This window comes from Hydrogenophaga sp. Root209, assembly GCF_001428625.1.
Classification (GTDB): domain Bacteria; phylum Pseudomonadota; class Gammaproteobacteria; order Burkholderiales; family Burkholderiaceae_C; genus Hydrogenophaga.
Genome location: NZ_LMIE01000031.1, coordinates 535066 through 554563 on the forward strand (window position 1 = coordinate 535066; position 19498 = coordinate 554563).

At 66.3% G+C, this 19498-nt stretch carries 25 protein-coding genes; 11 read left to right on the forward strand and 14 right to left on the reverse strand.

Features of this window, described 5'->3' with window-relative positions:
- Window positions 1-3 precede the first annotated feature (3 nt).
- On the forward strand, window positions 4-324 hold the full coding sequence (locus ASE11_RS21025) for a 4a-hydroxytetrahydrobiopterin dehydratase (RefSeq protein ID WP_056276189.1): 321 nt from the start codon (window positions 4-6) through the stop codon (window positions 322-324).
- Window positions 324-1271: a ribosome small subunit-dependent GTPase A gene (gene rsgA, locus ASE11_RS21030; protein ID WP_056276193.1), complete on the forward strand. Its 948-nt coding sequence runs from the start codon at window positions 324-326 to the stop codon at window positions 1269-1271. Before ASE11_RS21025 ends, rsgA begins: the two co-directional genes overlap by 1 nt.
- 18 nt (window positions 1272-1289) lie before the next feature.
- Here the strand turns inward: rsgA and ASE11_RS21035 are convergent, their stop codons facing one another.
- From ASE11_RS21035 to rpsP, 6 genes are all read right to left on the reverse strand, one after another.
- Window positions 1290-2219, reverse strand: coding sequence for a CobD/CbiB family protein (locus ASE11_RS21035; RefSeq protein ID WP_056276196.1), 930 nt, complete (start codon window positions 2217-2219; stop codon window positions 1290-1292).
- A 45-nt stretch (window positions 2220-2264) separates the two neighbouring features.
- On the reverse strand, window positions 2265-2942 hold the full coding sequence (locus ASE11_RS21040) for a CoA pyrophosphatase (protein WP_056276199.1): 678 nt from the start codon (window positions 2940-2942) through the stop codon (window positions 2265-2267).
- Window positions 2943-3016: 74 nt separating this feature from the next.
- The gene (gene rplS / locus ASE11_RS21045; RefSeq protein WP_056276479.1) at window positions 3017-3382 is read right to left on the reverse strand and encodes a 50S ribosomal protein L19; all 366 of its coding nucleotides are present in this window, start codon (window positions 3380-3382) and stop codon (window positions 3017-3019) included.
- Between the two features lie 145 nt (window positions 3383-3527).
- Window positions 3528-4304, reverse strand: a complete 777-nt coding sequence (gene trmD, locus ASE11_RS21050) for a tRNA (guanosine(37)-N1)-methyltransferase TrmD (protein WP_056276202.1) — start codon at window positions 4302-4304, stop codon at window positions 3528-3530.
- A gap of 9 nt (window positions 4305-4313) precedes the next feature.
- Window positions 4314-4913, reverse strand: a complete 600-nt coding sequence (gene rimM, locus ASE11_RS21055) for a ribosome maturation factor RimM (protein ID WP_056276205.1) — start codon at window positions 4911-4913, stop codon at window positions 4314-4316.
- Window positions 4914-4929: 16 nt separating this feature from the next.
- Window positions 4930-5190, reverse strand: a complete 261-nt coding sequence (gene rpsP, locus ASE11_RS21060) for a 30S ribosomal protein S16 (protein WP_056276208.1) — start codon at window positions 5188-5190, stop codon at window positions 4930-4932.
- Between the two features lie 185 nt (window positions 5191-5375).
- Here rpsP and ASE11_RS21065 point away from each other — a divergent pair, with 185 nt between their 5' ends.
- Window positions 5376-5906: a GNAT family N-acetyltransferase gene (locus ASE11_RS21065; RefSeq protein ID WP_056276211.1), complete on the forward strand. Its 531-nt coding sequence runs from the start codon at window positions 5376-5378 to the stop codon at window positions 5904-5906.
- Complete coding sequence (locus ASE11_RS21070; RefSeq protein WP_056276482.1) at window positions 5906-6361, forward strand: NINE protein; 456 nt, start codon at window positions 5906-5908, stop codon at window positions 6359-6361. Before ASE11_RS21065 ends, ASE11_RS21070 begins: the two co-directional genes overlap by 1 nt.
- A gap of 125 nt (window positions 6362-6486) precedes the next feature.
- On the opposite strand, the gene ASE11_RS21075 is transcribed toward ASE11_RS21070, so the two are convergent.
- From ASE11_RS21075 to ASE11_RS21100, 6 genes are read right to left on the reverse strand one after another with little or no spacing between them, the layout of a single operon-like run.
- Entirely contained in the window at window positions 6487-7443 is a 957-nt protein-coding gene (locus ASE11_RS21075) for an AEC family transporter (RefSeq protein WP_082585909.1), read from the reverse strand.
- Window positions 7444-7461: 18 nt separating this feature from the next.
- Window positions 7462-8016: a DUF3299 domain-containing protein gene (locus ASE11_RS21080; RefSeq protein WP_156406444.1), complete on the reverse strand. Its 555-nt coding sequence runs from the start codon at window positions 8014-8016 to the stop codon at window positions 7462-7464.
- A 26-nt stretch (window positions 8017-8042) separates the two neighbouring features.
- Window positions 8043-8282, reverse strand: a complete 240-nt coding sequence (locus ASE11_RS21085; protein WP_056276222.1) for a hypothetical protein — start codon at window positions 8280-8282, stop codon at window positions 8043-8045.
- A 5-nt stretch (window positions 8283-8287) separates the two neighbouring features.
- Window positions 8288-9511, reverse strand: coding sequence for an ABC transporter permease (locus ASE11_RS21090; protein WP_056276225.1), 1224 nt, complete (start codon window positions 9509-9511; stop codon window positions 8288-8290).
- Window positions 9508-10164, reverse strand: coding sequence for an ABC transporter ATP-binding protein (locus tag ASE11_RS21095; RefSeq protein ID WP_056276228.1), 657 nt, complete (start codon window positions 10162-10164; stop codon window positions 9508-9510). Before ASE11_RS21095 ends, ASE11_RS21090 begins: the two co-directional genes overlap by 4 nt.
- Entirely contained in the window at window positions 10161-10667 is a 507-nt protein-coding gene (locus ASE11_RS21100) for a Fur family transcriptional regulator (RefSeq protein ID WP_082585910.1), read from the reverse strand. The genes ASE11_RS21095 and ASE11_RS21100 overlap by 4 nt, the downstream gene beginning before the upstream one ends.
- An 80-nt stretch (window positions 10668-10747) precedes the next feature.
- Here ASE11_RS21100 and aztA point away from each other — a divergent pair, with 80 nt between their 5' ends.
- From aztA to ASE11_RS21120, 4 genes are all read left to right on the forward strand, one after another.
- Window positions 10748-11539, forward strand: coding sequence for a zinc ABC transporter ATP-binding protein AztA (gene aztA, locus ASE11_RS21105; RefSeq protein ID WP_056276231.1), 792 nt, complete (start codon window positions 10748-10750; stop codon window positions 11537-11539).
- Window positions 11536-12441, forward strand: coding sequence for a metal ABC transporter permease (locus tag ASE11_RS21110; RefSeq protein ID WP_056276234.1), 906 nt, complete (start codon window positions 11536-11538; stop codon window positions 12439-12441). Before aztA ends, ASE11_RS21110 begins: the two co-directional genes overlap by 4 nt.
- Window positions 12442-12455: 14 nt before the next feature.
- Window positions 12456-13385, forward strand: a complete 930-nt coding sequence (locus ASE11_RS21115) for a metal ABC transporter substrate-binding protein (RefSeq protein WP_056276237.1) — start codon at window positions 12456-12458, stop codon at window positions 13383-13385.
- A gap of 103 nt (window positions 13386-13488) precedes the next feature.
- The gene (locus tag ASE11_RS21120) at window positions 13489-14358 is read left to right on the forward strand and encodes an EamA family transporter (protein WP_200959395.1); all 870 of its coding nucleotides are present in this window, start codon (window positions 13489-13491) and stop codon (window positions 14356-14358) included.
- Between the two features lie 305 nt (window positions 14359-14663).
- On the opposite strand, the gene msrA is transcribed toward ASE11_RS21120, so the two are convergent.
- Both msrA and ASE11_RS21130 read right to left on the reverse strand, forming a co-directional pair.
- Window positions 14664-15200, reverse strand: coding sequence for a peptide-methionine (S)-S-oxide reductase MsrA (gene msrA, locus ASE11_RS21125; RefSeq protein ID WP_056276244.1), 537 nt, complete (start codon window positions 15198-15200; stop codon window positions 14664-14666).
- A 63-nt stretch (window positions 15201-15263) separates the two neighbouring features.
- Window positions 15264-16154: a LysR family transcriptional regulator gene (locus ASE11_RS21130; protein ID WP_056276247.1), complete on the reverse strand. Its 891-nt coding sequence runs from the start codon at window positions 16152-16154 to the stop codon at window positions 15264-15266.
- Window positions 16155-16258: 104 nt separating this feature from the next.
- On the opposite strand from ASE11_RS21130, the gene ASE11_RS21135 reads away from it, so the two are divergent.
- From ASE11_RS21135 to ASE11_RS21145, 3 genes are all read left to right on the forward strand, one after another.
- Window positions 16259-17452: an acyl-CoA dehydrogenase gene (locus ASE11_RS21135; protein ID WP_056276250.1), complete on the forward strand. Its 1194-nt coding sequence runs from the start codon at window positions 16259-16261 to the stop codon at window positions 17450-17452.
- A gap of 160 nt (window positions 17453-17612) precedes the next feature.
- A complete protein-coding gene (locus tag ASE11_RS21140) occupies window positions 17613-18305 on the forward strand; it encodes a TetR/AcrR family transcriptional regulator (RefSeq protein ID WP_056276253.1) in 693 nt (230 codons plus the stop codon).
- 28 nt (window positions 18306-18333) lie between these two features.
- Entirely contained in the window at window positions 18334-19494 is a 1161-nt protein-coding gene (locus tag ASE11_RS21145) for an efflux RND transporter periplasmic adaptor subunit (RefSeq protein ID WP_056276256.1), read from the forward strand.
- Window positions 19495-19498 lie beyond the last annotated feature (4 nt).

Below are 19498 nucleotides of genomic sequence, written 5' to 3' on the forward strand. Positions count from 1 at the left end.
CCCATGAACCCCATCCACCAGAACCGCCGCGCCCTCTCGGCCACCGAAATCGTGAGCCAGCTCACCCAGCTCAATGGCGAATCCGCCCAGGGCTGGAAACTGATCGATGGCGCGCTGGAGAAAACCTTCACCTTCGCCAACTTCCACGAAACCATGGCCTTCGTGAACGCGGTGGCCTGGATCGCCCACCGCGAGGACCACCACCCCGACCTGGCCCTGGGCTACAGCCGCTGCACGGTGCGCTTCAACACGCACGACGTGGGTGGCATCTCGGTGAGCGACTTCCATTGCGCGGGCGCGGTGGACGCACTGCAAAAGGCCTGATGGCCGATCTCCAGACCGGCCTGGTGGTGGCGGCCCACGGGCGCCACTGCATGGTGGAAAGCACCGACGGCGAACGCCGCATCTGCCATCCCCGGGGCAAGAAGAGCCAGGTGGTGGTCGGTGATCAGGTGCAATGGCAGATCACCGGCGACGAAGGCAGCATCGAGCGCGTGGAAGAGCGGCGCAACCTGTTCTACCGGCAGGACGAGATGCGCACGAAGTCGTTTGCAGCCAACCTAGACCAGGTGCTTGTGCTGGTGGCGGCCGACCCGGAGTTCTCCGAAAGCCAGCTCGCACGCGCCTTGATCGCCGCGCAGGCAGAGCGCATCGAGGTGCTGATCGTGCTCAACAAGAGCGATCTGCAACCCGCCTTCGACCGCGCTTGGGCACGGCTGGATCCCTACCGCCGCATGGGTTGCACGGTGATGCCGCTTCGACTCAAGGCAGTAGGCCAGGACGCTGGGGGGGACGACGGCCTCGATGCCCTGCAACAAAGCTTGGCCGGCAAACGTACGCTGGTGCTCGGTCCGTCGGGTGTGGGCAAGAGCACGCTGGTGAACCGGCTGGTGCCCATGGCCAAGGCGCTCACCGGCGAGATTTCGCGCGCACTGAACTCGGGCAAACACACGACCACCAGCACCACCTGGTATTGGGTGGACACCGAGCGCAGCACGGCACTGATCGATTCACCAGGCTTCCAGGAATTCGGCCTGAACCACATCGAACCGATGCAGCTGGCCCACCTGATGCCCGATCTGAACGCGACGCTGGGCAGTTGCCGCTTCTACAACTGCACCCACCTGCACGAGCCAGGTTGTGCGGTGGTGGCGCATGTGCAGACGGGTGGTGCAGAAGTCACCGGAGGCGATCCGCTGGCGATCAGCGAGAACCGTTACCGGCTCTACCGAGAGCTGTTCGCCGAGCTGTCGGACAAGCGCAAGTACTGAGGCAAGTACTGAGCTGGCTCAGAAGCGCGCGAGCGTGACGAGTGCGAGCAGCAGCATCCACAGCACCACCGCACGCCAGACCAGGCCCACCACGCTGTCCAGGTGGGCCAGCTGCGGCTCGGGTCGGCTACCAGGATCACTTTCGTCGATCAGCAGTGTGGGGTCCGGTTGAGGTGTGAGACGCACGTTGAGTGCGCCTGATGTGGCCGCCAGGACCACCCCGTCGCTGCCCGGCGCAAATCGCTCGGCGTCGCCGCGCCAGCTGGCCACGGCTTCCTCGAAATTGCCCACCACGGCAAAGCCTAGCGCGGTCACGCGGGCGGGCACATGGTCGACAAAGGCCCAGGCGCGCGCAGCCGCGCGTTGCAAGGCCAGACTCGGTGTGCCATCGGGGCGTGCGCGCCAGTTGCGCGACAGGTATTCGGCCGACCGGTAGAACACCGCGCCAGCCGGCCCCAGCCCCAAGGCCCAGAACACCACAAAACACACCAGCACACCGAACACATGGCGGTGTGCAGAGAGCACCGAGTGTTCGATCACCTGGCGCAGCAGCTCGCTGCGCGGCAGGCTGGAGGCGTCCACCCGAAGCCAGGCGGCGAGCTTCTCGCGCGCCAGCGCATCGTTGCCCTCTTCCAGCGCGTTGCGGATTTCACTGAAGTGGTGGCTGAACTGGCGAAAGCCCAGCGTCACATACAGCACCGCCACCATCCACACGAAGGCCAGCACCGAACTGAACCACCACAAGCCCCAGTGCACCAGCGCGACCAGCATCGCGGGCACCCCCACGGCCAGCCCCCAGGCCACCCAGCCGTGCGAGGACTCGCCCGCATCAAGGTTGCGGCGAACCGCGCGGGACCAACCGCGCAGCGCGGCGTGCACCACGTTGTCGTAGGCCAGTGGACGCGCCTGCTCCAGCAGCAAGGCAATGAGGATGGCGAAGAAACCCATGGGTCGATCATAGTGGCCCGCGCGGCGCGGACCAGCGAAGCAAGATCAGGCGCTGAGCAGTCGGTAGAAGTTGCGCAGCATGCCGGCGGTGGCGCCCCAGATGAATCGCTCCTGATCCCCGTCCTGGTATGGCATGGAGTACCACTCGCGCACCACGCCTTCGAAGTCGAACGCATGGCGGCGGTGGTGCAGCGGATTCATGAGAAATGACAGCGGCACCTCGAACACGTCGTCCACCTCGTCGGGGTTGGGCAACAGCTCGAAGCCCGGCTGCACCAGTCCCACCACCGGCGTGACGATGAACGAGGTGCCCGTGACGTACACCGGCAACGTACCCAGCACCTCGATGCGTTCGGGTGGCAAACCGATCTCTTCAAACGTTTCGCGCAACGCGGCCGCCGTGGCATCCGCGTCGGTGGCATCGAGCTTGCCGCCGGGCAAGGCGATCTGACCCGAGTGCGTTGAGAGGTGGGCGGTGCGCTGGGTCAGCAGCAAGGTGAGTTCGTCGCGCATCACCAGCGGCAACAGCACGGCCGCATGGGCGGGCGCGCGGTCGGCAAACTTGACTTCGCGCACCAGCTCGGGTGTCCAGAGCGGCGGGTTGGCGAACAGCTCGCGCAGCCCGCTGGCGGTGAGGCGCTCGGGATGGGCGGGGTGCGTGATTTCGTCGGCGTTGACGATGGGCACGAGTCGCGGGTCGAAGGCGGGCAGCAGTTGGGTCATGTCGAGACAGCATAGGCCAGACGCAAAAAAGCCGCTCCGAAGAGCGGCTTTCCACTGGGAGAGCAAGCGCAGGCTTATGCAGCCTTGCTGCCCAGCTTTTCCTTGATACGTGCCGATTTGCCGCTGCGATCGCGCAGGTAGTACAGCTTGGCGCGGCGCACATCACCACGACGCTTGACTTCGATCTTGGCGATCAGCGGGCTGTACAGCGGGAAGGTGCGCTCGACACCTTCACCGTTGGAGATCTTGCGCACGATGAAGCTGGAGTTCAGGCCACGGTTGCGGCGGGCAACCACCACACCTTCGTAGGCCTGCAAACGCTTGCGGGTGCCTTCGATCACGTTCACGCTGACGATGACCGTGTCACCGGGAGAAAACGGCGGAATGACTTTGCCGAGGCGAGCAATTTCTTCTTGCTCTAGGGTCTGGATGAGGTTCATGGTTTCCTGTTCGTCGATCATTCCCGCGCTGCACTAAAGGCCACGAATCCGGCAGGGGCCCTGTCCAACCTCTTGCAGACGTTCTGCTCGAGGATTGCGGGCTGACCCGGTCGCGGCGGCCGGTAGAGGATCGAAAAGCCTTGGATTATAGCAATCCCTGGGCGCGCAGGAAAGACAGGTCTGCGGCATCGAGCAAACCCTGCTCCCTGGCACGAGCCAGCAGGTCAGGCCGCTGGCGGGCGGTGATCGCCAGACTTTGTTCGCGGCGATGCCGTGCGATGCGCTCGTGGTGCCCACCCAGCAACACCTCAGGCACGGGCATCGGGCCCTTCGGCCCCTGCCAGACCTCGGGGCGTGTGTGATGCGGGCTGTCCAGCAACCCGTCGAGCGCAGGGTTGAAGCTGTCTTGCTGATGGCTGCCCTCGTCGCTCAACACGCCGGGCTGCAGACGCGCCACCGCATCCAGCAAAGCCATGGCCGCGATTTCGCCACCCGAGAGCACGAAGTCGCCCAAGCTGATCTGCTGATCAACGCAGGCGTCGATGAAACGTTGGTCAATGCCCTCGTAGCGGCCACACAGCAGAACGGCACCCTGGCTGGCAGACCAGCGTTCAACGCCGGTGTGGGTGAGGGCTTTGCCAATGGGGGAGAACAACACGACTGGCGCGCATGCCTCGTCTGGCTCCGCGCGTTCGGCGCGAACCGCCTGCAGGCACTGCCACAGTGGCTCGGCCATCATGACCATGCCTGGCCCCCCCCCGAACGGACGGTCGTCCACGCGGCGGTAGTTGCCTTCGGCGAAGTCGCGCGGATTCCAGAGGTGAACGTCGACCAGCCCGGATTCAAAAGCGCGGCGGTTGATGCCGTGTTGCAGAAACGGCGCAAACAGTTCAGGAAACAGCGTGATGACGTCGAAGCGCATCAGGACGAATCAATAGTCTGTTTGCCAGTCGGCGGTGATGCGGCGCTTCGCCTTGTCCACATCGTCGATGTAGGCCGCCACGAACGGGATCATGCGTTCGGCCACCTGCTCGACCCCGTCGACCGTGTCGGTGTATTCGAGCACCAGCACCGAATTGGGCCCGGTGGCCATGAGGTCGCGCACCACGCCCAGATGCACGCCCTCGCGGTTGACCACGTCCAGACCGATCAGGTCGACCCAGTAGTACTCGCCCTCGGGCGTGGCCGGAAAGGCGCTGCGTGGCAAATAAAGGCGAACACCCTTGAGCGCTTCGGCCGAATTGCGATCGTTCACGCCTTCAATCTGTGCGACCAGTCCATCGGTGTGGGGTTTGACTTCAACAAGCCCAACGCTCACGCAGCCCGAAAACGCCGAAAAGCCGCGCGCGAAGCGGGCTTCGGGCGGCTCCAGGAACCATTGTTGGGAAGCGATCAGGGCCGAAGTGTCGGCACTGTAGGGCAGGATTCGGACCCAGCCCTTGATGCCCCACGCGTCCTGTATGCGCCCCAACTCGACCGCATCGGCCGGGAGGGACGACGCCGTGAAGGCGCCAGACGCGGGGCTGCTCACCGTGCGGTCAGCAGAATCAGGCCGCGACAGCGGCCTTGGCGGCGTTCTGCTTGACCAGACGCTCCACCGTGTCGGACGGGGTGGCACCCACGCCGGTCCAGTAGGTCAGGCGATCCAGGGCGATGCGCAGAGGCTCTTCGCCGCCACGGGCCAGGGGGTTGTAGAAACCGATGCGCTCGATGAAGCGGCCATCGCGGCGGTTGCGCTTGTCTGCAACGACGATGTTGTAGAAGGGACGGGCTTTGGAGCCGCCGCGGGAAAGTCGAATGACGACCATGATTTATCCTTCGGGTGGAGAGGTGCCGAAATTGGCACATCACTGGATCTTGCGATCCGCTTGTCTGCAGCGCTTGAGACACACGACTGACCACCCGGTCAGCGAAACGCCACGAAACCCGCGATTATAGCCCGTCTGTGGCCACCCAGGTCACCGACTCCACTCTGTTCGTTCTGATACGCCCCATGCCCACGATTCGCCCCAGCCGAGACGACGATCTCGACGCCATCACCCGCATCTACGGCCACCACGTGCTGCACGGCACCGGCACATTCGAAACCACAGCGCCCAGCCTGGCCGACATGATCACGCGTCGCGCCGACGTGTTGTCCAAGGGACTGCCCTGGCTGGTGGCCGAAGACGGTGGGCAAGTGGTGGGCTTTGCCTACGGCAACTGGTTCAAGCCGCGACCAGCCTACCGCTTCTCGGTGGAGGATTCCATCTACATGGACCCGGCCGCCCACCGCAAGGGCCTGGGCCGCGCCCTGCTGGCCGAGCTGATGGCCGCGCTGGAGCGCGGCGGCGTGCGCAAGGTCATGGCCGTGATCGGCGACTCCGCCAACGCGGGCTCCATCGGTGTGCACAAAGCGCTGGGTTTCGAGACCGTGGGCGTTGTTCAGTCGTGTGGCTGGAAGTTCGACCGCTGGCTCGACATCGTGCTGATGCAGAAAACACTGGGTGCCGGTGACACCACGCCACCCGAAAGCGCGGCGTGATCGGCCGAGGCAAGAACAAAACGCTGGCAGCGGTGCTGGCGGTGCTCGGAGGCACGCTCGGGCTGCACCGCTTCTACCTGCGCGGCCTGGGCGACTGGATTGGCTGGCTGCACCCCATCCCCGCGGCGCTGGGCTGGTGGGGCGTGGACCGCGTGCTCACCTACGGGCAGGACGACAAGCTCTCGTGGGTGCTGATCCCACTGTTGGGCATGACCATTGCCGCGAGTTGCCTCACGGGCATCGTCTATGCGTTGACTGATCGCGAAAAATGGAACCGCTGGTTCAACCCAACGCTGCCGGTGGACGCCAACGCCGGCGCCACCCATTGGCTCACCATCGGGACGCTGGTGCTCGCGCTCCTCATGGGCACCGTGGCCTTCATGGGCAGCCTGGCCTTCGGCATCCAGCGCTACTTCGAGTACCAGATCGAAGAGGCCCGCAAGATAAGCCAATGACTTTGGCCCACCCCCGCGCCGAGCTGTCGCGCGTCACCCCCTCAGGGGGCACACCTGCGGCCCGGCAAAGCCGGTTCCGCGGTGTTCTGGCTTGAAACTGCTGCCGCCGACAAGGCTGTCGTGCATCAGGTCAGCCAGGACATGGCGAGCATGAAAAAACTCAGCGTGAAGAGCGACACCAGCGTGGTCATGCCCATGCTGGCGGTGGTGAGTTCCTGGGCCACGTCGTAGCGCTGCGCAAACAAGAACACGTTGGCGCCGATGGGCAGGGCGCCGGCCACCACGATCACGGTCAGCGGCAGGCCGGTGATGCCCAGCGCCCAGGCGCTCAGCCCCACCATCACGGGCAGCAGCAGGTTTTTGGAGAAGGAGATCCACAGCGCATCGCGAAGGTGGCCTCTCAAGGGGGTGCTGGCCAGCGTCACCCCCATCAGCACCAGCGAGAGCGGACCAAAGGCGTTGCCCAGCAACAGCAGGGGTTTGTCGATCACCGTGGGCAAGCTCCAGCCGGTCTGTGAGAACAGCAGGCCGCTGAGGATGGGCAGGGGAATGGGATGGATCAGCGCGCCTTTGATGGCCGAGGTCGCTGTCTGCAGCAGGTGCGGCGCCCGCTCACCGCCCGCGCGCGCCTCACGCGCCACGGCCAGTTCCAACACCACCGAGCCGGTGGTCAGCAGGATCAGCGCATGCACCGACACCAGCGTCAGGAGCGTGACGAGGCCGGCCTTGCCATAGGCCAGTTCAACCAGCGTGATGCCGATCATCACCATGTTGGAGAACACGCCGGCCATGGCCATGACCACGCTGGCGCGGTTGAAACCGCGCCAGGCGATGGACACCGCCAGCAGCAACAGCGCGGCGGGGAAATAGGCCAAAACCGGCCGCAGGTCCAGTTCTTCGAACTGCACCGCACTCATGGTGCGAAACAGCAGCGCCGGGATCAGCACGAGGAACACGAGGTTGGAGAGGTCCTTCACCGCGGCGTCGCGGATCCATTGGAGACGCCCGGCGATGAAGCCGATGGCCATCAGGAGGAAGACGGGGGTCAGCGACGCGACGGCGGGGTGGGCAGCAAGGTTCACCCACCGATGGTATCCGCGCTAGGGGACGCCCACGGCGTTGGTGATGCGGTAGTACAGGCCGTAGGGATCGTTGTTCAGCACATGAAAGGTGCCCTCGACAACCACGGCTTCCAGCTTGTATTTCACCGGCGTTTTTGTGCGCACCTCGACCATGCTCTCCGGCCCGCCGGGCGTGCAGAAACCGCAGGTGAGCGGCACCGAAGCGAGCAGGAAGTGGCGCTGGTTCTCGCCCGGCTCCAGCGGCATCATGAAGCCTTGCAGGCGCAGCGTCTTCTGGTTGAGCGCGGCCACCGGCGCGGGATACACCGGCACGATCCGCTTTTTTTCCACCCGGGTGGTGATGTCGGTGAGGGTAGACCAGGCCACCACGTCGGTGCGCTTGGGCAGCGGCGCAAACGGACTCAGCGGGCTGTGCACGCCAGCACCCTGCCCGTGTGGCAAGGCCGAGCCATCAGCCGCGCTGGCGGGTGGCGGAGTGCCCGGTGGCAGCGGTGAGCTCAGCGTCTGCGCGGACACACCAACCACCATGGCACTGCTCAGCCACAGGGCGCTGAAGAGGGTTTGCATCGACATCGGGTTCATGGTGGTTGCACGGTGTGTCAATGGGCGTGACGCATGCCGCAGTATTTGCCCAGCGCCAGACCCTTGCAGGCGGCCTGGAGTTCCTCCATGCAGACTTTTTCTCCTTTGCCGGCTTCCAGGCACTTGGCCGCTCCTTCGTGCGCAGCGGCCATGCCGCGGTGGCGTTTGACGTCTTCCTGCGTTTCCTGGTCGGAATGTTGGGCCAGGGCAGCGCCGGACAGAAGCACGGCAGTCAGGAGCAGAAGGGCTTTTTTCATCGGGATCACCTTGAGTTGAGAAGTTGGGAAACGTCGACACGGTAGGCACTGACGACCGGCACCAGCGCCGCCACCACCGCCACCCCCAGGGCCAGCGCGGGCACCCAGCCTTCGGCCGGAACCCATTGCCAGCCATGGATGGCCAGCGACTGGCTGTCCATCACCATGGAGCCCAGCAGCCCCGCCAGGCCATGCGCCACCAGCAGGCCGAGCACGCAGGCCAGTGCAGCCAGCCACAGGGCTTCGCACAGCAACAGCACGGCCACGCGGGCCGCTGGCGCGCCCAGCATGCGCAGCATGGCGAGGTCGCCCCGGCGCTCGCGCACCGCGCCCCACAAGGCAATGAAGACCGAGAGGGCGGCCACGCCCAGGAGCACGACGGCGAGCCCCTGAAGCACCTTCGTGCCCACACCCACCATGCCGAGCAGCCGCGTGATTTCCACCGCCGGCGCGGCGGCCTGCATGGATGTGGTGCTGTTGATGAAGCGCGGAAAACTCACCGCGGCCATGGGCGTGTTGTAGGTGATCAGCGCCAGCGTGACCTCACGCTCATCGGCCAGCGCCTGGGCGAGTTCGAGGCGCTCGGCCTCGTCCATGCTGTCGCCTGCGTGCATGTCGTCGTGCACCTGCCAGACCGATTCGGTCGCGGTGAGCACCAGCCGGTCGATCACGCAACCGCACGGCGCCAACACGCCACTCACGGTGTAGGGCGTTTCGCCGTGCATGGCGCCGCCCGCACCCAGACCGTGGGCGCCCTCGAATGCTTGACCCGTTTGCAAACCGGTGCTGCCGGCCACCTGGGCACCCAGCACCGCCTGCATGGGCCTGGACCACAAGGTCCCTTGAGCCACCTGCACGCCATAGTGGGCTGCGTAATCGGGCGTGGTGCCCACGATGCGGAAACCCTGCAGGTTGTCACCCAGGCTCAGCGGGATGAGCCTGGCCACCTGTGGGTGCTGCGCAAGCCGCTGCACCTCGGCCAGCGGGATGTTGCCCGGTGGCACGTCGATGTGAAACACGCCTGCGAGGATCAACTGCATGGGGCTGCCCTTGGCACCCACCACCACGTCGATACCGGCCAGGTCACGCTCGAAGGCGCGGTCGATCTGGTCGCGCGCGATCAGCACGAAGGCCATGGACGCCAGGCCGAGCGCGAGCAAGAGCAGGTTGAGCGCGGTGGCGAGCGGGCGCGACCACAGATAACGCCAGGACAGGCCGAACACGTTCATGCGGCGACCTGCGCAGCGGTATTGAATCCGAGCTGGCGCGCCAGCGGCAGTGCCTGCAACACCCGAGCATCGTGCGTGGCGATCACCAGCGTGGCGTTCAGTCCGCTCGCGCAAGTGCTCAACAGGTTCAGCGAAGCCGCGCAGGCCTCGTCGTCCAGACTGGCGGTGGGCTCGTCGGCCAGGATCACGCTCGGGCGCAGCAGCAGCGCGCGGGCCAGCGCCACGCGCTGGGCCTGGCCGCCGGAGAGCTGCGAAGGTTTGCGCGCAGCCAGGGCCGCGATGTCCAAAGCGTGCAAAGTCTTTGCGACAGCGGCCTTGTCCAGCGCAAGACCAGCGGCAAAGAACACCAGCCCCAGGTTGTCTGCCACCGACAAGGCTTCGCTCAGGTGCAGCTTCTGCGGCAGAAAACCGATGTGTCGCGCACGCCAGCGGTCGCGCGCGGCGGCAGGCAATGCACCCACCGACTGCCCGCTCACCAGAACCTCGCCCGCGCTGGGCGTGAGGAGCCCACTGGCCAGCGCCAGCCAGGTCGACTTGCCGCCGCCCGAGGGCCCGCGCAAGAGCAGCTTGCCACCCTGCTCCACCGTCACGTCACCAAACCGCAGCGGCTCGCTGCGCGGGTAGGTGTATTGCAGACCGCTGCAGTCAATCACGCAACCGGCTCCGCGCAGCCCGCACAGGTGCCATGGATCGAAACGTCCACCCGCTCGCCGTGGTGGCCCAGCCGTGCCAGCGCCGCAAAGAGATCGTGCGTCACGGCCCGGGTGGGTTCACTCGCATCCGTGAGCCGGAACTGCCGGTGGCAGGCATCGCATTCAAAGCGCGGCAGGGCGCCCTCTTCCACCGCATCGGGCTCCGGCAGGGCCAGACTGAAACGCCAGGTGCGCGCGTCGTCGGCCTGGCGCTGCAGCACCCCGCAGCCGGCCAGCCGATCGAGCAGGCGGTAGAGCGTGACGCGGTTGATGTTCAGGCCGCGCGCGGTGAGCGAAGCCAGTGCCTGCGCATGGGTCAGACCACCGGCAGGACGGGCCAGGAACAGGCCGAGCACGGCGCGGGTGGCGAGCGTGCGCCGCAGCCCGGCCTTCTCCAGCCTCGACTGGATCTCGGGTGGAACGCCCAGGAGTTCTTTGGGTTTGCTGGTAGTCAATGAACGCATCTCCGCATTATCGCAACTTTGTTGCGTTATGATGCCTGCTATCGCAAGTCAGTTGCATTATCGTCGCCACAAGGACCCCTGTGCAAGCCAATCCACACGCCTTGGGCAGCCCGCCGGCCATTGCACTGCGCAACGTCACGCTGGGCTACGAACAGCACCCGGCCGTGCACCACCTCGCCATCACCATCGATCCCGGGTCACTGGTGGCCGTGATCGGACCCAACGGGGCGGGCAAGTCCACCCTGATCAAGGCGCTGGCAGGCCAGCTGCGGCCGATCGAGGGCCGGGTCGAGGGCCTTGAACACCAGCACGTGGCCTGGCTGCCGCAGCACAGCGGCATCGACCGCAGCTTTCCCGTTTCGGTGCAGGAACTCGTGATGCTCGGGTTGTGGCGCAAGGTGGGCGCGCTGGGGCGCTTCACCCGGGCTCACCGCGCGGCCTGCCACGAGGCCCTGGATGCCGTGGGACTTCTGGGCTTCGAGCAGCGCGGCATCGACACGCTCTCGGGCGGCCAGATGCAGAGGGCTCTGTTCGCCCGCCTGATCCTGCAGGACGCACCCGTGGTGCTGCTCGACGAGCCCTTCGCCGCGGTCGACCAGCGCACCACCGACGACCTGCTGCACCTGCTGCACCGCTGGCACGCGCACGGCAAGACGGTGGTGGCGGTGCTGCACGACCTGGCGCAGGTGCGCGCGCACTTTCCGCTCACCTTGCTGCTGGCGCGCGAACCCGTGGCCTGGGGCGCCACAGCCGAGGTGCTGACCGAATCGCACTGGCAGCGTGCGCTGCGCATGCAGGAGCCGTTTGACGAGAACGCGCCCCTGTGCGCACCGGCAACCGGTCACGCACACCTCCAGGAAGCATCGGCATGAACTCGCTGGACGGCGCTGTGACGACGCACCTGCTCTGGGCCCATCTGTGGCTCGGGCCTTTCATGGAGTTCGGCTTCATGCGCAGCGCCCTGCTCGGCTGCGCGGCCCTGGCGGTGAGCGCAGCGCCGGTGGGCGTGTTCCTGATGCTGCGGCGCATGAGCCTCACCGGCGATGCCATGGCGCACGCCATCCTGCCGGGTGCGGCCATCGGCTACCTGGTGGCGGGCCTGTCGCTGGGCGCCATGACGGTGGGCGGCATCGTGGCGGGCCTGGCGGTGGCCGTGGGCTCGGGCCTGGTCGCACGAAACACCGTGCTGCGCGAAGACACCAGCCTGGCCGCCTTCTACCTGCTGTCGCTGGCGCTGGGCGTGCTCATCGTCTCCATTCGTGGCAACAGCGTCGATCTGCTGCATGTGCTGTTTGGCACCGTGCTCGCGCTGGACAACGCGGCGCTCACCCTGCTGGGCGGCATCGCTGTGGTCACCCTGGTGTCGCTGCGGGTGCTCTACCGCCCCCTGGTGCTGGACTGTCTGGACCCCGGCTTCCTGCGCGGCAACAGCCGCTGGAGTGCCGCGGCGCACTACGGTTTTCTGGCGCTGCTGGTGATCAACCTGGTGGCCGGCTTTCACGCCCTGGGCACGCTGATGGCGGTCGGGATGATGGTTTTGCCCGCGGCCACGGCGCGCTTCTGGGTGCGCCGCCTCGGCCCGCTGCTGGGCTTGGCCGTGCTGCTCGCCCTGCTGGCCTGCGCGGCCGGCCTGCTGCTCTCGTACCACGCCGACTGGCCCACCGGGCCGGTGATCGTGCTCAGCCTGGGCACAGGCTACCTGTTCTCGCTGGTGTTCGGGCCGCACGGCCTGTTGCGCCACCAGCGGCCCGCTTCCCTCCACCTCAAAGCCTGAACCGAAAGATCCTCATGACCTTGCCCACACCCACATTCGTTCAATGCCGCAGCCTCCTCGCCGTGGTGGCGCTGACCATCGCAACCCTGTCGACACCGGCACAGGCGCAGGCGCAGGCACCCATCCCTGTCGTGGCGAGCTTCAGCATCCTGGGCGATCTGGTTCGCCAGGTCGGTGGCGAACGCGTCCAGGTCAACGTGCTGGTCGGCCCCGGCAGCGACGCCCATGTGTACCAGCCCACGCCCGCGCAGGCACGCCTGGTGGGCCAGGCGAAAGTGGTGTTCTCCATCGGCCTGGGTTTCGAGGGCTGGATGAGCCGCCTGCTCAAGTCCGCCGGCTACAAGGGTCAGCAAGTGGTGGTCAGTCAGGGCATCCTGCCGCTCAGAGAAGCCGGGCACGCCCACGACCACGGCGAGACCGACCCGCACGCCTGGCAGAGCGTGGGCAACGCCAGGCTGTTCGCGAAGAACATTGCTCAGGGCCTGTGCCGTGCCGATGCGGCGGGCTGCAACGTCTACGACCGCAACGCCATTGCCTATGTGGCCCAACTCGACGCGCTGGACACCGAAATCCGCGCGGCCTGGGCACCGATCCCGGCCGCGCAGCGCAAGGTGATCACCTCGCACGATGCCTTTGGCTACTACGCGCGGGACTTCGGCGTGAGGTTCCTCGCACCGCAGGGTGTGAGCACGGAAAGCGCGGCGTCGGCCAAGGGAGTGGCACGGCTGGTGCGTCAGATCAAGCAGGAGCAGATCAAGGCCTTGTTCGTCGAGAGCATTTCCGATCCGCGGTTGATCGCGCAGATCGGACGCGAGACCGGGGTGAAACCTTCGGGAGAACTGTTCTCCGACTCGCTGTCGGCTGCGGACGGCACGGCGCCCACCTACATCGACATGATGCGGTTCAACACCCGCGCGCTGACCACGGCCGTGCGCGGCGAGTGACGGGTCAACACTGTCGCCGGCCGGACCCGGCAACCCATGGTGGGCAGGGTGCTCGGGGTGGGCGTGGCTACACTTGGCGCCCAACCCTCGCCTCAGGACCACCTTGCCTACCACCCATCTCCTGCTCGCCCTCTCGGTGGTCTTCGTCTGGGGCACCAATTTCGTGGTGATCCGCTGGGGGCTCGACGGACTGCCGCCGTTCCTGTTCGCCACGCTGCGTTTCGCCTTCTCGGCCTTGCCCTGGCTGCTGTTCATTCCCCGCCCCACGGCGCCCTGGCGCAAGCTCGCGGCCTTCGGCGTGTTGCTGGGCGTGGGACAGTTCGGCCTGCTGTTCCTGGCCATGCGCAGCAGCATCTCGCCCGGTCTGGCTTCGCTGGTGGTGCAGTTGCAGGTGTTCTTCACCATCGGTCTGTCGCTGTGGCTCATGGGCGAGCGCGTGCGGGGTTTCCAGATCGTCGGACTGCTGCTCGCGCTCTGCGGCCTGGGGGTGATCGCGGCCAATCTCGACGCCACCGTGACGATGGCGGGCATCGGCATGGTGCTGAGCGCGGCGTTCTTCTGGTCACTGGCCAACCTGGTGGTGAAGTCGCTCGGGCCGGTGAACATGCTGCACTTCATGGTCTGGAGCAGTCTGTTCGCGGTGCCGCCGCTGTTCGCCTTGTCGTGGTTCATTGAAGGGCCTGCGCTCATGCGCTCGGCGGTTGAACAGGCGGGAGGTCTGGTTTGGGCCAGCGTGCTGTGGCAGGCGGTGGGCAACACCTTGTTTGGCTACGGCGTGTGGAACTGGCTGCTCGCGCGCCACCCGGCGGCCACGGTGACGCCTCTCGCCTTGCTGATCCCGGTGTTCGGCATGGGGGCCTCTGCTCTGTCCCTGGGTGAATCACTTCCCGACTGGAAGCTCGGTGCTGCGGCGCTGGTGCTTCTGGGTCTGGCGGTGATCGTTCTTTGGCCTCGGTGGCGACCGGGGCGCTGACGGTCTCTTCTTCTCCGGCTGAAGCGGTCATCGGCGACCGGGCGAAACGGCTCCGCGAATGTCCCCCGGCGGCCTGCGGCCACCTCCTCCTTGATTTCGCTGCGCCGTTCCACCCGATCACCGATGACCTCATTTGCGCGCGGACGGCTGCGCGACAGGATCCCTTCAGGCTCGCGGACGCATGGCGTTCTGCGCAGCGAAATCAAGGGGGAGGACCGGCGCAGCCGGTCCGGAGGACATTCGCGGAGCAGAGCGCCGTGCGTCTGTGAGCCCGCGAGGTGCAGGCAAGAAATGCCTGGAGGATGCTACTTGGCCAACCGCGCAAACGTCTTGCGAAACTTCGCCACCTTGGGCGCCGCCACCATCATGCAGTAGCCCTGGTTGGGATTGCGTTCAAAGAAATCCTGGTGGTATTCCTCGGCAGCGGAGTAGTTGTCCAGCGGCTTCACCTCGGTGACGATCGGCTTTCCAAACGCCTCGTCCCTCGTGAGCTCGTCGATCAAACCCTGCGCCACTGCCTGCTGCTCCGGCGTGGTGAAGTAGATGCCGCTGCGGTACTGCGTCCCCACGTCGTTGCCTTGGCGGTTCAGTGTGGTCGGGTCGTGGATCACGAAGAAGATCTCCAGGATCTCGCGCGTGCTGATCTGCGAAGGGTCGTACTCCAGCCGCACCACCTCGTTGTGCCCGGTCGTGCCGGTGCACACGGCCTCGTAGCTCGGCTGCTTCACGTGGCCATTGCTGTAGCCCGACTCCACATCGGTCACGCCCTTGACCCCCACGTACACCGACTCGGTGCACCAGAAACAGCCACCACCCAACACCAGCACCTGTCTGTCGCTCATTGCGTTCTCCATGTGTGTTTGTTCCTGTGTTGGTCGTTCCAGACACAGAATTCTTTCAGTGCTTCACTTTAGTGGTTGGGCAAATGCGCGCACCGCACCCAGAAATGCCCCCAGCGCCGCCTGGTCTCTGTCGGTCTTCCACAGGCAGTGGGTCTCGTAGGGTGGCGTGTCCACATCCAGCGGCACGAACGCCGCGCCGGGCAGGCCGGCCTGCTGCAGCGCCGCCGGCACCAGCGCCGCCCCCAGGCCCTGCGACACGATGGACACCACACTGAGCCAATGGCGCAACTCGAAGCGGATCTCCGGCGAGAACCCCGCATCGGCACACAGGCCGAGGATGCGCTCGTGGTAGTCGGGCGACACGGCGCGCGACACCACGGCAAACGGCTCACCCTGCAGGCGCGCCAACGACAACGTCTTGCGCCGTGCCAGCGCATGACCCACCGGCAGGCAGGCCACGAACGGCTGGCGGGAGACCAGAATCTGCGAGAAGCCGGCCGGCACGCGCGTGGTGTGCACGAAGCCGATGTCCAGCCGCTCGTGCATCAGGTCGATCAACTGGTCGCTGGAACTCAGCTCGCGCAACACCAGACGCAACTTGGGGTGCCCTGCGGCAAAGCCTTTCAGGATCTGCGGCAACCCGCGGTAGAGCACGGTGCCCGCAAAACCGATCTGCAAGCTGCCCAGCATGCCCTGCGACACCTCGCGCGCCTCGCGCGCAGCCAGACCGGCCTGATCGAGCAGCGAGCGCGCGGCCGGCACGAAGGCCTGCCCCGCCGCGGTGAGCTGCACGCCACGGCTGTTGCGCGTGAACAGCTGCGCCCCCACCGAAGCTTCGAGCTGCTGGATGTTGAGCGAGAGCGGCGGCTGCGTCATGGCCAGACGCTGCGCCGCGCGACCAAAATGCAACTCTTCGGCCAGCACCAGGAAATAGCGCAGGTGGCGGAACTCCATGAATAGTTTCCCTGTATCGACGGATACCTATTCGATATTAGACAGGTATTCATGGCCGGCGGACAATGCGCGCATTGCCACCCCAACACACGGAGACACCGACCATGCTTTCCCCCACCAAAGCCAAAGCCAGCTTCAGCTGGGAAGACCCTTTCCACCTCGACCAGCAGCTCACCGACGACGAGCGCCAGGTGCGCGACGCCGCCCACGCCTACTGCCAGGAAAAGCTGCTGCCCCGCGTGACCGAGGCCTTCCGCCATGAGAAGACCGACCCGGCGATCTTTCGCGAGATGGGTGCACTTGGCCTGCTCGGCCCCACCATCCCCGAAGCCTATGGTGGCAGCGGCCTGAACTACGTGTGTTACGGCCTGGTGGCGCGCGAAGTGGAGCGCGTGGACTCGGGTTACCGCTCGATGATGAGCGTGCAGAGCTCGCTGGTGATGGTGCCCATCAACGAGTTCGGCACCGAGGAACAGAAGCAGAAGTACCTGCCCAAGCTCGCCACGGGCGAGTGGATCGGCTGCTTCGGCCTGACCGAACCCAACCACGGCTCCGATCCGGGCAGCATGGTCACGCGCGCCAAGAAGGTCGCCGGCGGCTACAGCCTGTCGGGCGCCAAGATGTGGATCACCAACTCGCCCATCGCCGACGTGTTCGTGGTCTGGGCCAAGGACGACGAAGGTTCGATCCGCGGCTTCATCCTCGAGAAGAGCATGAAGGGTCTCTCCGCCCCGGCCATCCACAGCAAGGTCGGCCTGCGCGCCTCCATCACCGGCGAGATCGTGATGGACGGCGTGTTCTGCCCCGAAGAAAACGCCTTCCCCGAGGTGCGCGGCTTGAAGGGGCCGTTCACCTGCCTGAACTCGGCGCGCTACGGCATCGCCTGGGGCGCGCTCGGTGCCGCAGAAGACTGCTACTTCCGCGCCCGCCAGTACGTGCTGGACCGCCAGCAGTTCGGCCGCCCGCTCGCGGCCAACCAGCTGATCCAGAAGAAGCTGGCCGACATGCTGACCGAGATCAGCCTGGGCCTGCAGGGCTGTCTGCGCCTGGGCCGCATGAAGGACGAAGGCACGGCTGCGGTGGAGATCACCTCCATCCTCAAGCGCAACAGCTGCGGCAAGTCGCTGGACATTGCCCGCATGGCTCGCGACATGATGGGTGGCAACGGCATCAGCGACGAGTTTGGTGTGGCACGCCACCTCGTGAACCTGGAGGTGGTCAACACCTACGAAGGCACGCACGACGTGCACGCGCTCATCCTGGGCCGTGCGATCACCGGCATCCAGGCGTTCAACTGAAAAAAGGTGCGATCGGGCGCCGCCGGAGCGAGGTGCCGCGTCAAGGGCGCCCGAGGATCCGGCTCCGCCGGTCCCAGGGTGCGCCCCCTTGAGGGGGACGCGCGCAGCGCGGCGGGGGTGGGTTATAGTTAATAACCCATCGGTCATTAAAGACACCCGCATGCCCTCGTCCCCCGTGTCAGACACCAGCAACCCCGTCGAACCCGACGCTCCGCAACGTCGTTCGCGGCGCAAGGAGGCACGTCCGGGTGAGTTGCTGGACGCCGCGCTCACCCTGTTTGTGGAGAAAGGTTTTGCCGCGACCCGGGTGGAAGAAGTGGCGGCCATGGCGGGCGTGTCCAAGGGCACCCTCTTCCTGTATTTCCCGAGCAAGGAAGAGCTGTTCAAGGCCGTCGTGCGCGAGAACATCGCCGGGCGTTTCACCGAGTGGAACGAAGAGTTCGAGCGCTTCAGCGGCGACAGCGCCGAGCTGGTGCGCTACTGCATGCACTCGTGGTGGGAGCGCATCGGCATGACGCCCGCCTCGGGCATCACCAAGCTGGTGATGAGCGAAGCCGGCATGTTTCCCGAGATCGCGGCCTTCTACCAGAAGGAAGTGATCGAACCCGGGCACGACCTGATCCGCCGCATCCTGCAGCGGGGCGTCGACCGCGGCGATTTCCGACCGCTGTCCATGGAATACGCCGTCTACAGCCTAATCGCGCCGATGATCTTCCTGCTGATGTGGAAACACTCCATGGCGCCGTGCTGCCCGGCGACCGAGCAGATCGATCCGATCGGCTTCATCGACGCGCAGGTCGACCTGCTGCTCTCGGGCATGCAGGTGCCCCAGTCCACCCAACGTCCCGCCTGAGCAGATCGCACCAATCGCACCGACCACCATGTCCTCACGCCATTCGTTGTCTTTCTGGATCAAGTGGTTGCTGCTCATCGCGCTGGTGCTTGGCGTTGCGCTGGGCGTCACGCGTGCGCTGGGCAAACGCAAGGCCACCAGCGAAGCGGCCCGCAGCGCTGCTGAATCACTGCAGAAAGCCCCGATCTACACGCTTTCACCCACCGATGTGGTGAGCGTGCAAACCATCGAACTCACCCAGACCGTGCCCTTGTCGGGTTCGGTGGACGCGCTGCAGACCGCCTCCATCAAGGCCAGAACGGCTGGTGAGATCCAGGGCCTGACCAAACGCGAAGGAGATCCGGTGAAAGCCGGCGAAGTGGTGGCCCGCATCGACAGCACCGAGGCCCAGGCGCGCGTGCGCCAGAGCGCGCGACAGGCCGAATCGGCCCAGGCGCAGGTGGCGATCGCCAAGCGCACCTTCGACAACAACCAGGCCCTGGTGCGCCAGGGCTTCATCTCCAGCACCGCGCTGGAGACCGCCACCGCCAACCTCTCCAGCGCAGAAGCCACCCACCAGGCCGCGCTGGCCGCGCTGGACATCGCGCGCAAGTCGCTGGCCGACACCACGCTGCGCTCGCCGCTGACGGGCCAGGTTTCGGCCCGGCTGGTGCAGAACGGCGAACGCGTGGGCATCGACACGCGCGTGCTCGACGTGGTGGATCTCTCGGGCTTCGAGATGGAAGCGGCGATTGCGCCGGCCGATGCCGCGGCCGTGCAGGTGGGCCAGACAGCGCGCCTGACCGTGGAAGGTCTGAGCGAACCGGTGCAGGCCACCGTGGCGCGCATCAACCCCAGCGTGCAGGCGGCCAGCCGCAGCGTGCTGGTGTACCTGCGCGTGCCTGCGCTGCCCGGCATGCGCCAGGGCCTGTTTGCGCAGGGCCACATCGTGATCGGTTCGGTCACGGCGCTGGCCGTGCCCGCCTCCACCGTGCGCAACGACAAGCCGCAACCCTATGTTCAGGTGGTGCGCGAAGGCGCGGTGGTGCATGTGCCGCTGCAAGCCGGTGCCACCGGCCTGCAGGGCACCGAGCCCATGCGGGCGGTGGAGGGTTTGCCCGCCGGCACGCAACTGCTGCGCGCCCAGGCCGGTTTGATCCGCGAAGGCACCGCCGTGCGCCTGAACGCGCCCGCCACCGCCGGCAACTGAGCAG

Coding starts and splice junctions, on each gene's coding strand:
- ASE11_RS21140 (WP_056276253.1), top strand. CDS start 17,613: ATGCCCTCGTCCCCCGTGTCAGACACCAGCAACCCCGTCGAACCCGAC.
- ASE11_RS21130 (WP_056276247.1), bottom strand. CDS start 16,154: ATGGAGTTCCGCCACCTGCGCTATTTCCTGGTGCTGGCCGAAGAGTTG.
- ASE11_RS21025 (WP_056276189.1), top strand. CDS start 4: ATGAACCCCATCCACCAGAACCGCCGCGCCCTCTCGGCCACCGAAATC.
- ASE11_RS21145 (WP_056276256.1), top strand. CDS start 18,334: ATGTCCTCACGCCATTCGTTGTCTTTCTGGATCAAGTGGTTGCTGCTC.
- ASE11_RS21110 (WP_056276234.1), top strand. CDS start 11,536: ATGAACTCGCTGGACGGCGCTGTGACGACGCACCTGCTCTGGGCCCAT.
- ASE11_RS21065 (WP_056276211.1), top strand. CDS start 5,376: ATGCCCACGATTCGCCCCAGCCGAGACGACGATCTCGACGCCATCACC.
- trmD (WP_056276202.1), bottom strand. CDS start 4,304: ATGCGCTTCGACGTCATCACGCTGTTTCCTGAACTGTTTGCGCCGTTT.
- ASE11_RS21080 (WP_156406444.1), bottom strand. CDS start 8,016: ATGTCGATGCAAACCCTCTTCAGCGCCCTGTGGCTGAGCAGTGCCATG.
- ASE11_RS21135 (WP_056276250.1), top strand. CDS start 16,259: ATGCTTTCCCCCACCAAAGCCAAAGCCAGCTTCAGCTGGGAAGACCCT.
- rplS (WP_056276479.1), bottom strand. CDS start 3,382: ATGAACCTCATCCAGACCCTAGAGCAAGAAGAAATTGCTCGCCTCGGC.
- ASE11_RS21115 (WP_056276237.1), top strand. CDS start 12,456: ATGACCTTGCCCACACCCACATTCGTTCAATGCCGCAGCCTCCTCGCC.
- rpsP (WP_056276208.1), bottom strand. CDS start 5,190: ATGGTCGTCATTCGACTTTCCCGCGGCGGCTCCAAAGCCCGTCCCTTC.
- ASE11_RS21035 (WP_056276196.1), bottom strand. CDS start 2,219: ATGGGTTTCTTCGCCATCCTCATTGCCTTGCTGCTGGAGCAGGCGCGT.
- ASE11_RS21100 (WP_082585910.1), bottom strand. CDS start 10,667: ATGCGTTCATTGACTACCAGCAAACCCAAAGAACTCCTGGGCGTTCCA.
- ASE11_RS21085 (WP_056276222.1), bottom strand. CDS start 8,282: ATGAAAAAAGCCCTTCTGCTCCTGACTGCCGTGCTTCTGTCCGGCGCT.
- ASE11_RS21090 (WP_056276225.1), bottom strand. CDS start 9,511: ATGAACGTGTTCGGCCTGTCCTGGCGTTATCTGTGGTCGCGCCCGCTC.
- rsgA (WP_056276193.1), top strand. CDS start 324: ATGGCCGATCTCCAGACCGGCCTGGTGGTGGCGGCCCACGGGCGCCAC.
- msrA (WP_056276244.1), bottom strand. CDS start 15,200: ATGAGCGACAGACAGGTGCTGGTGTTGGGTGGTGGCTGTTTCTGGTGC.
- ASE11_RS21040 (WP_056276199.1), bottom strand. CDS start 2,942: ATGACCCAACTGCTGCCCGCCTTCGACCCGCGACTCGTGCCCATCGTC.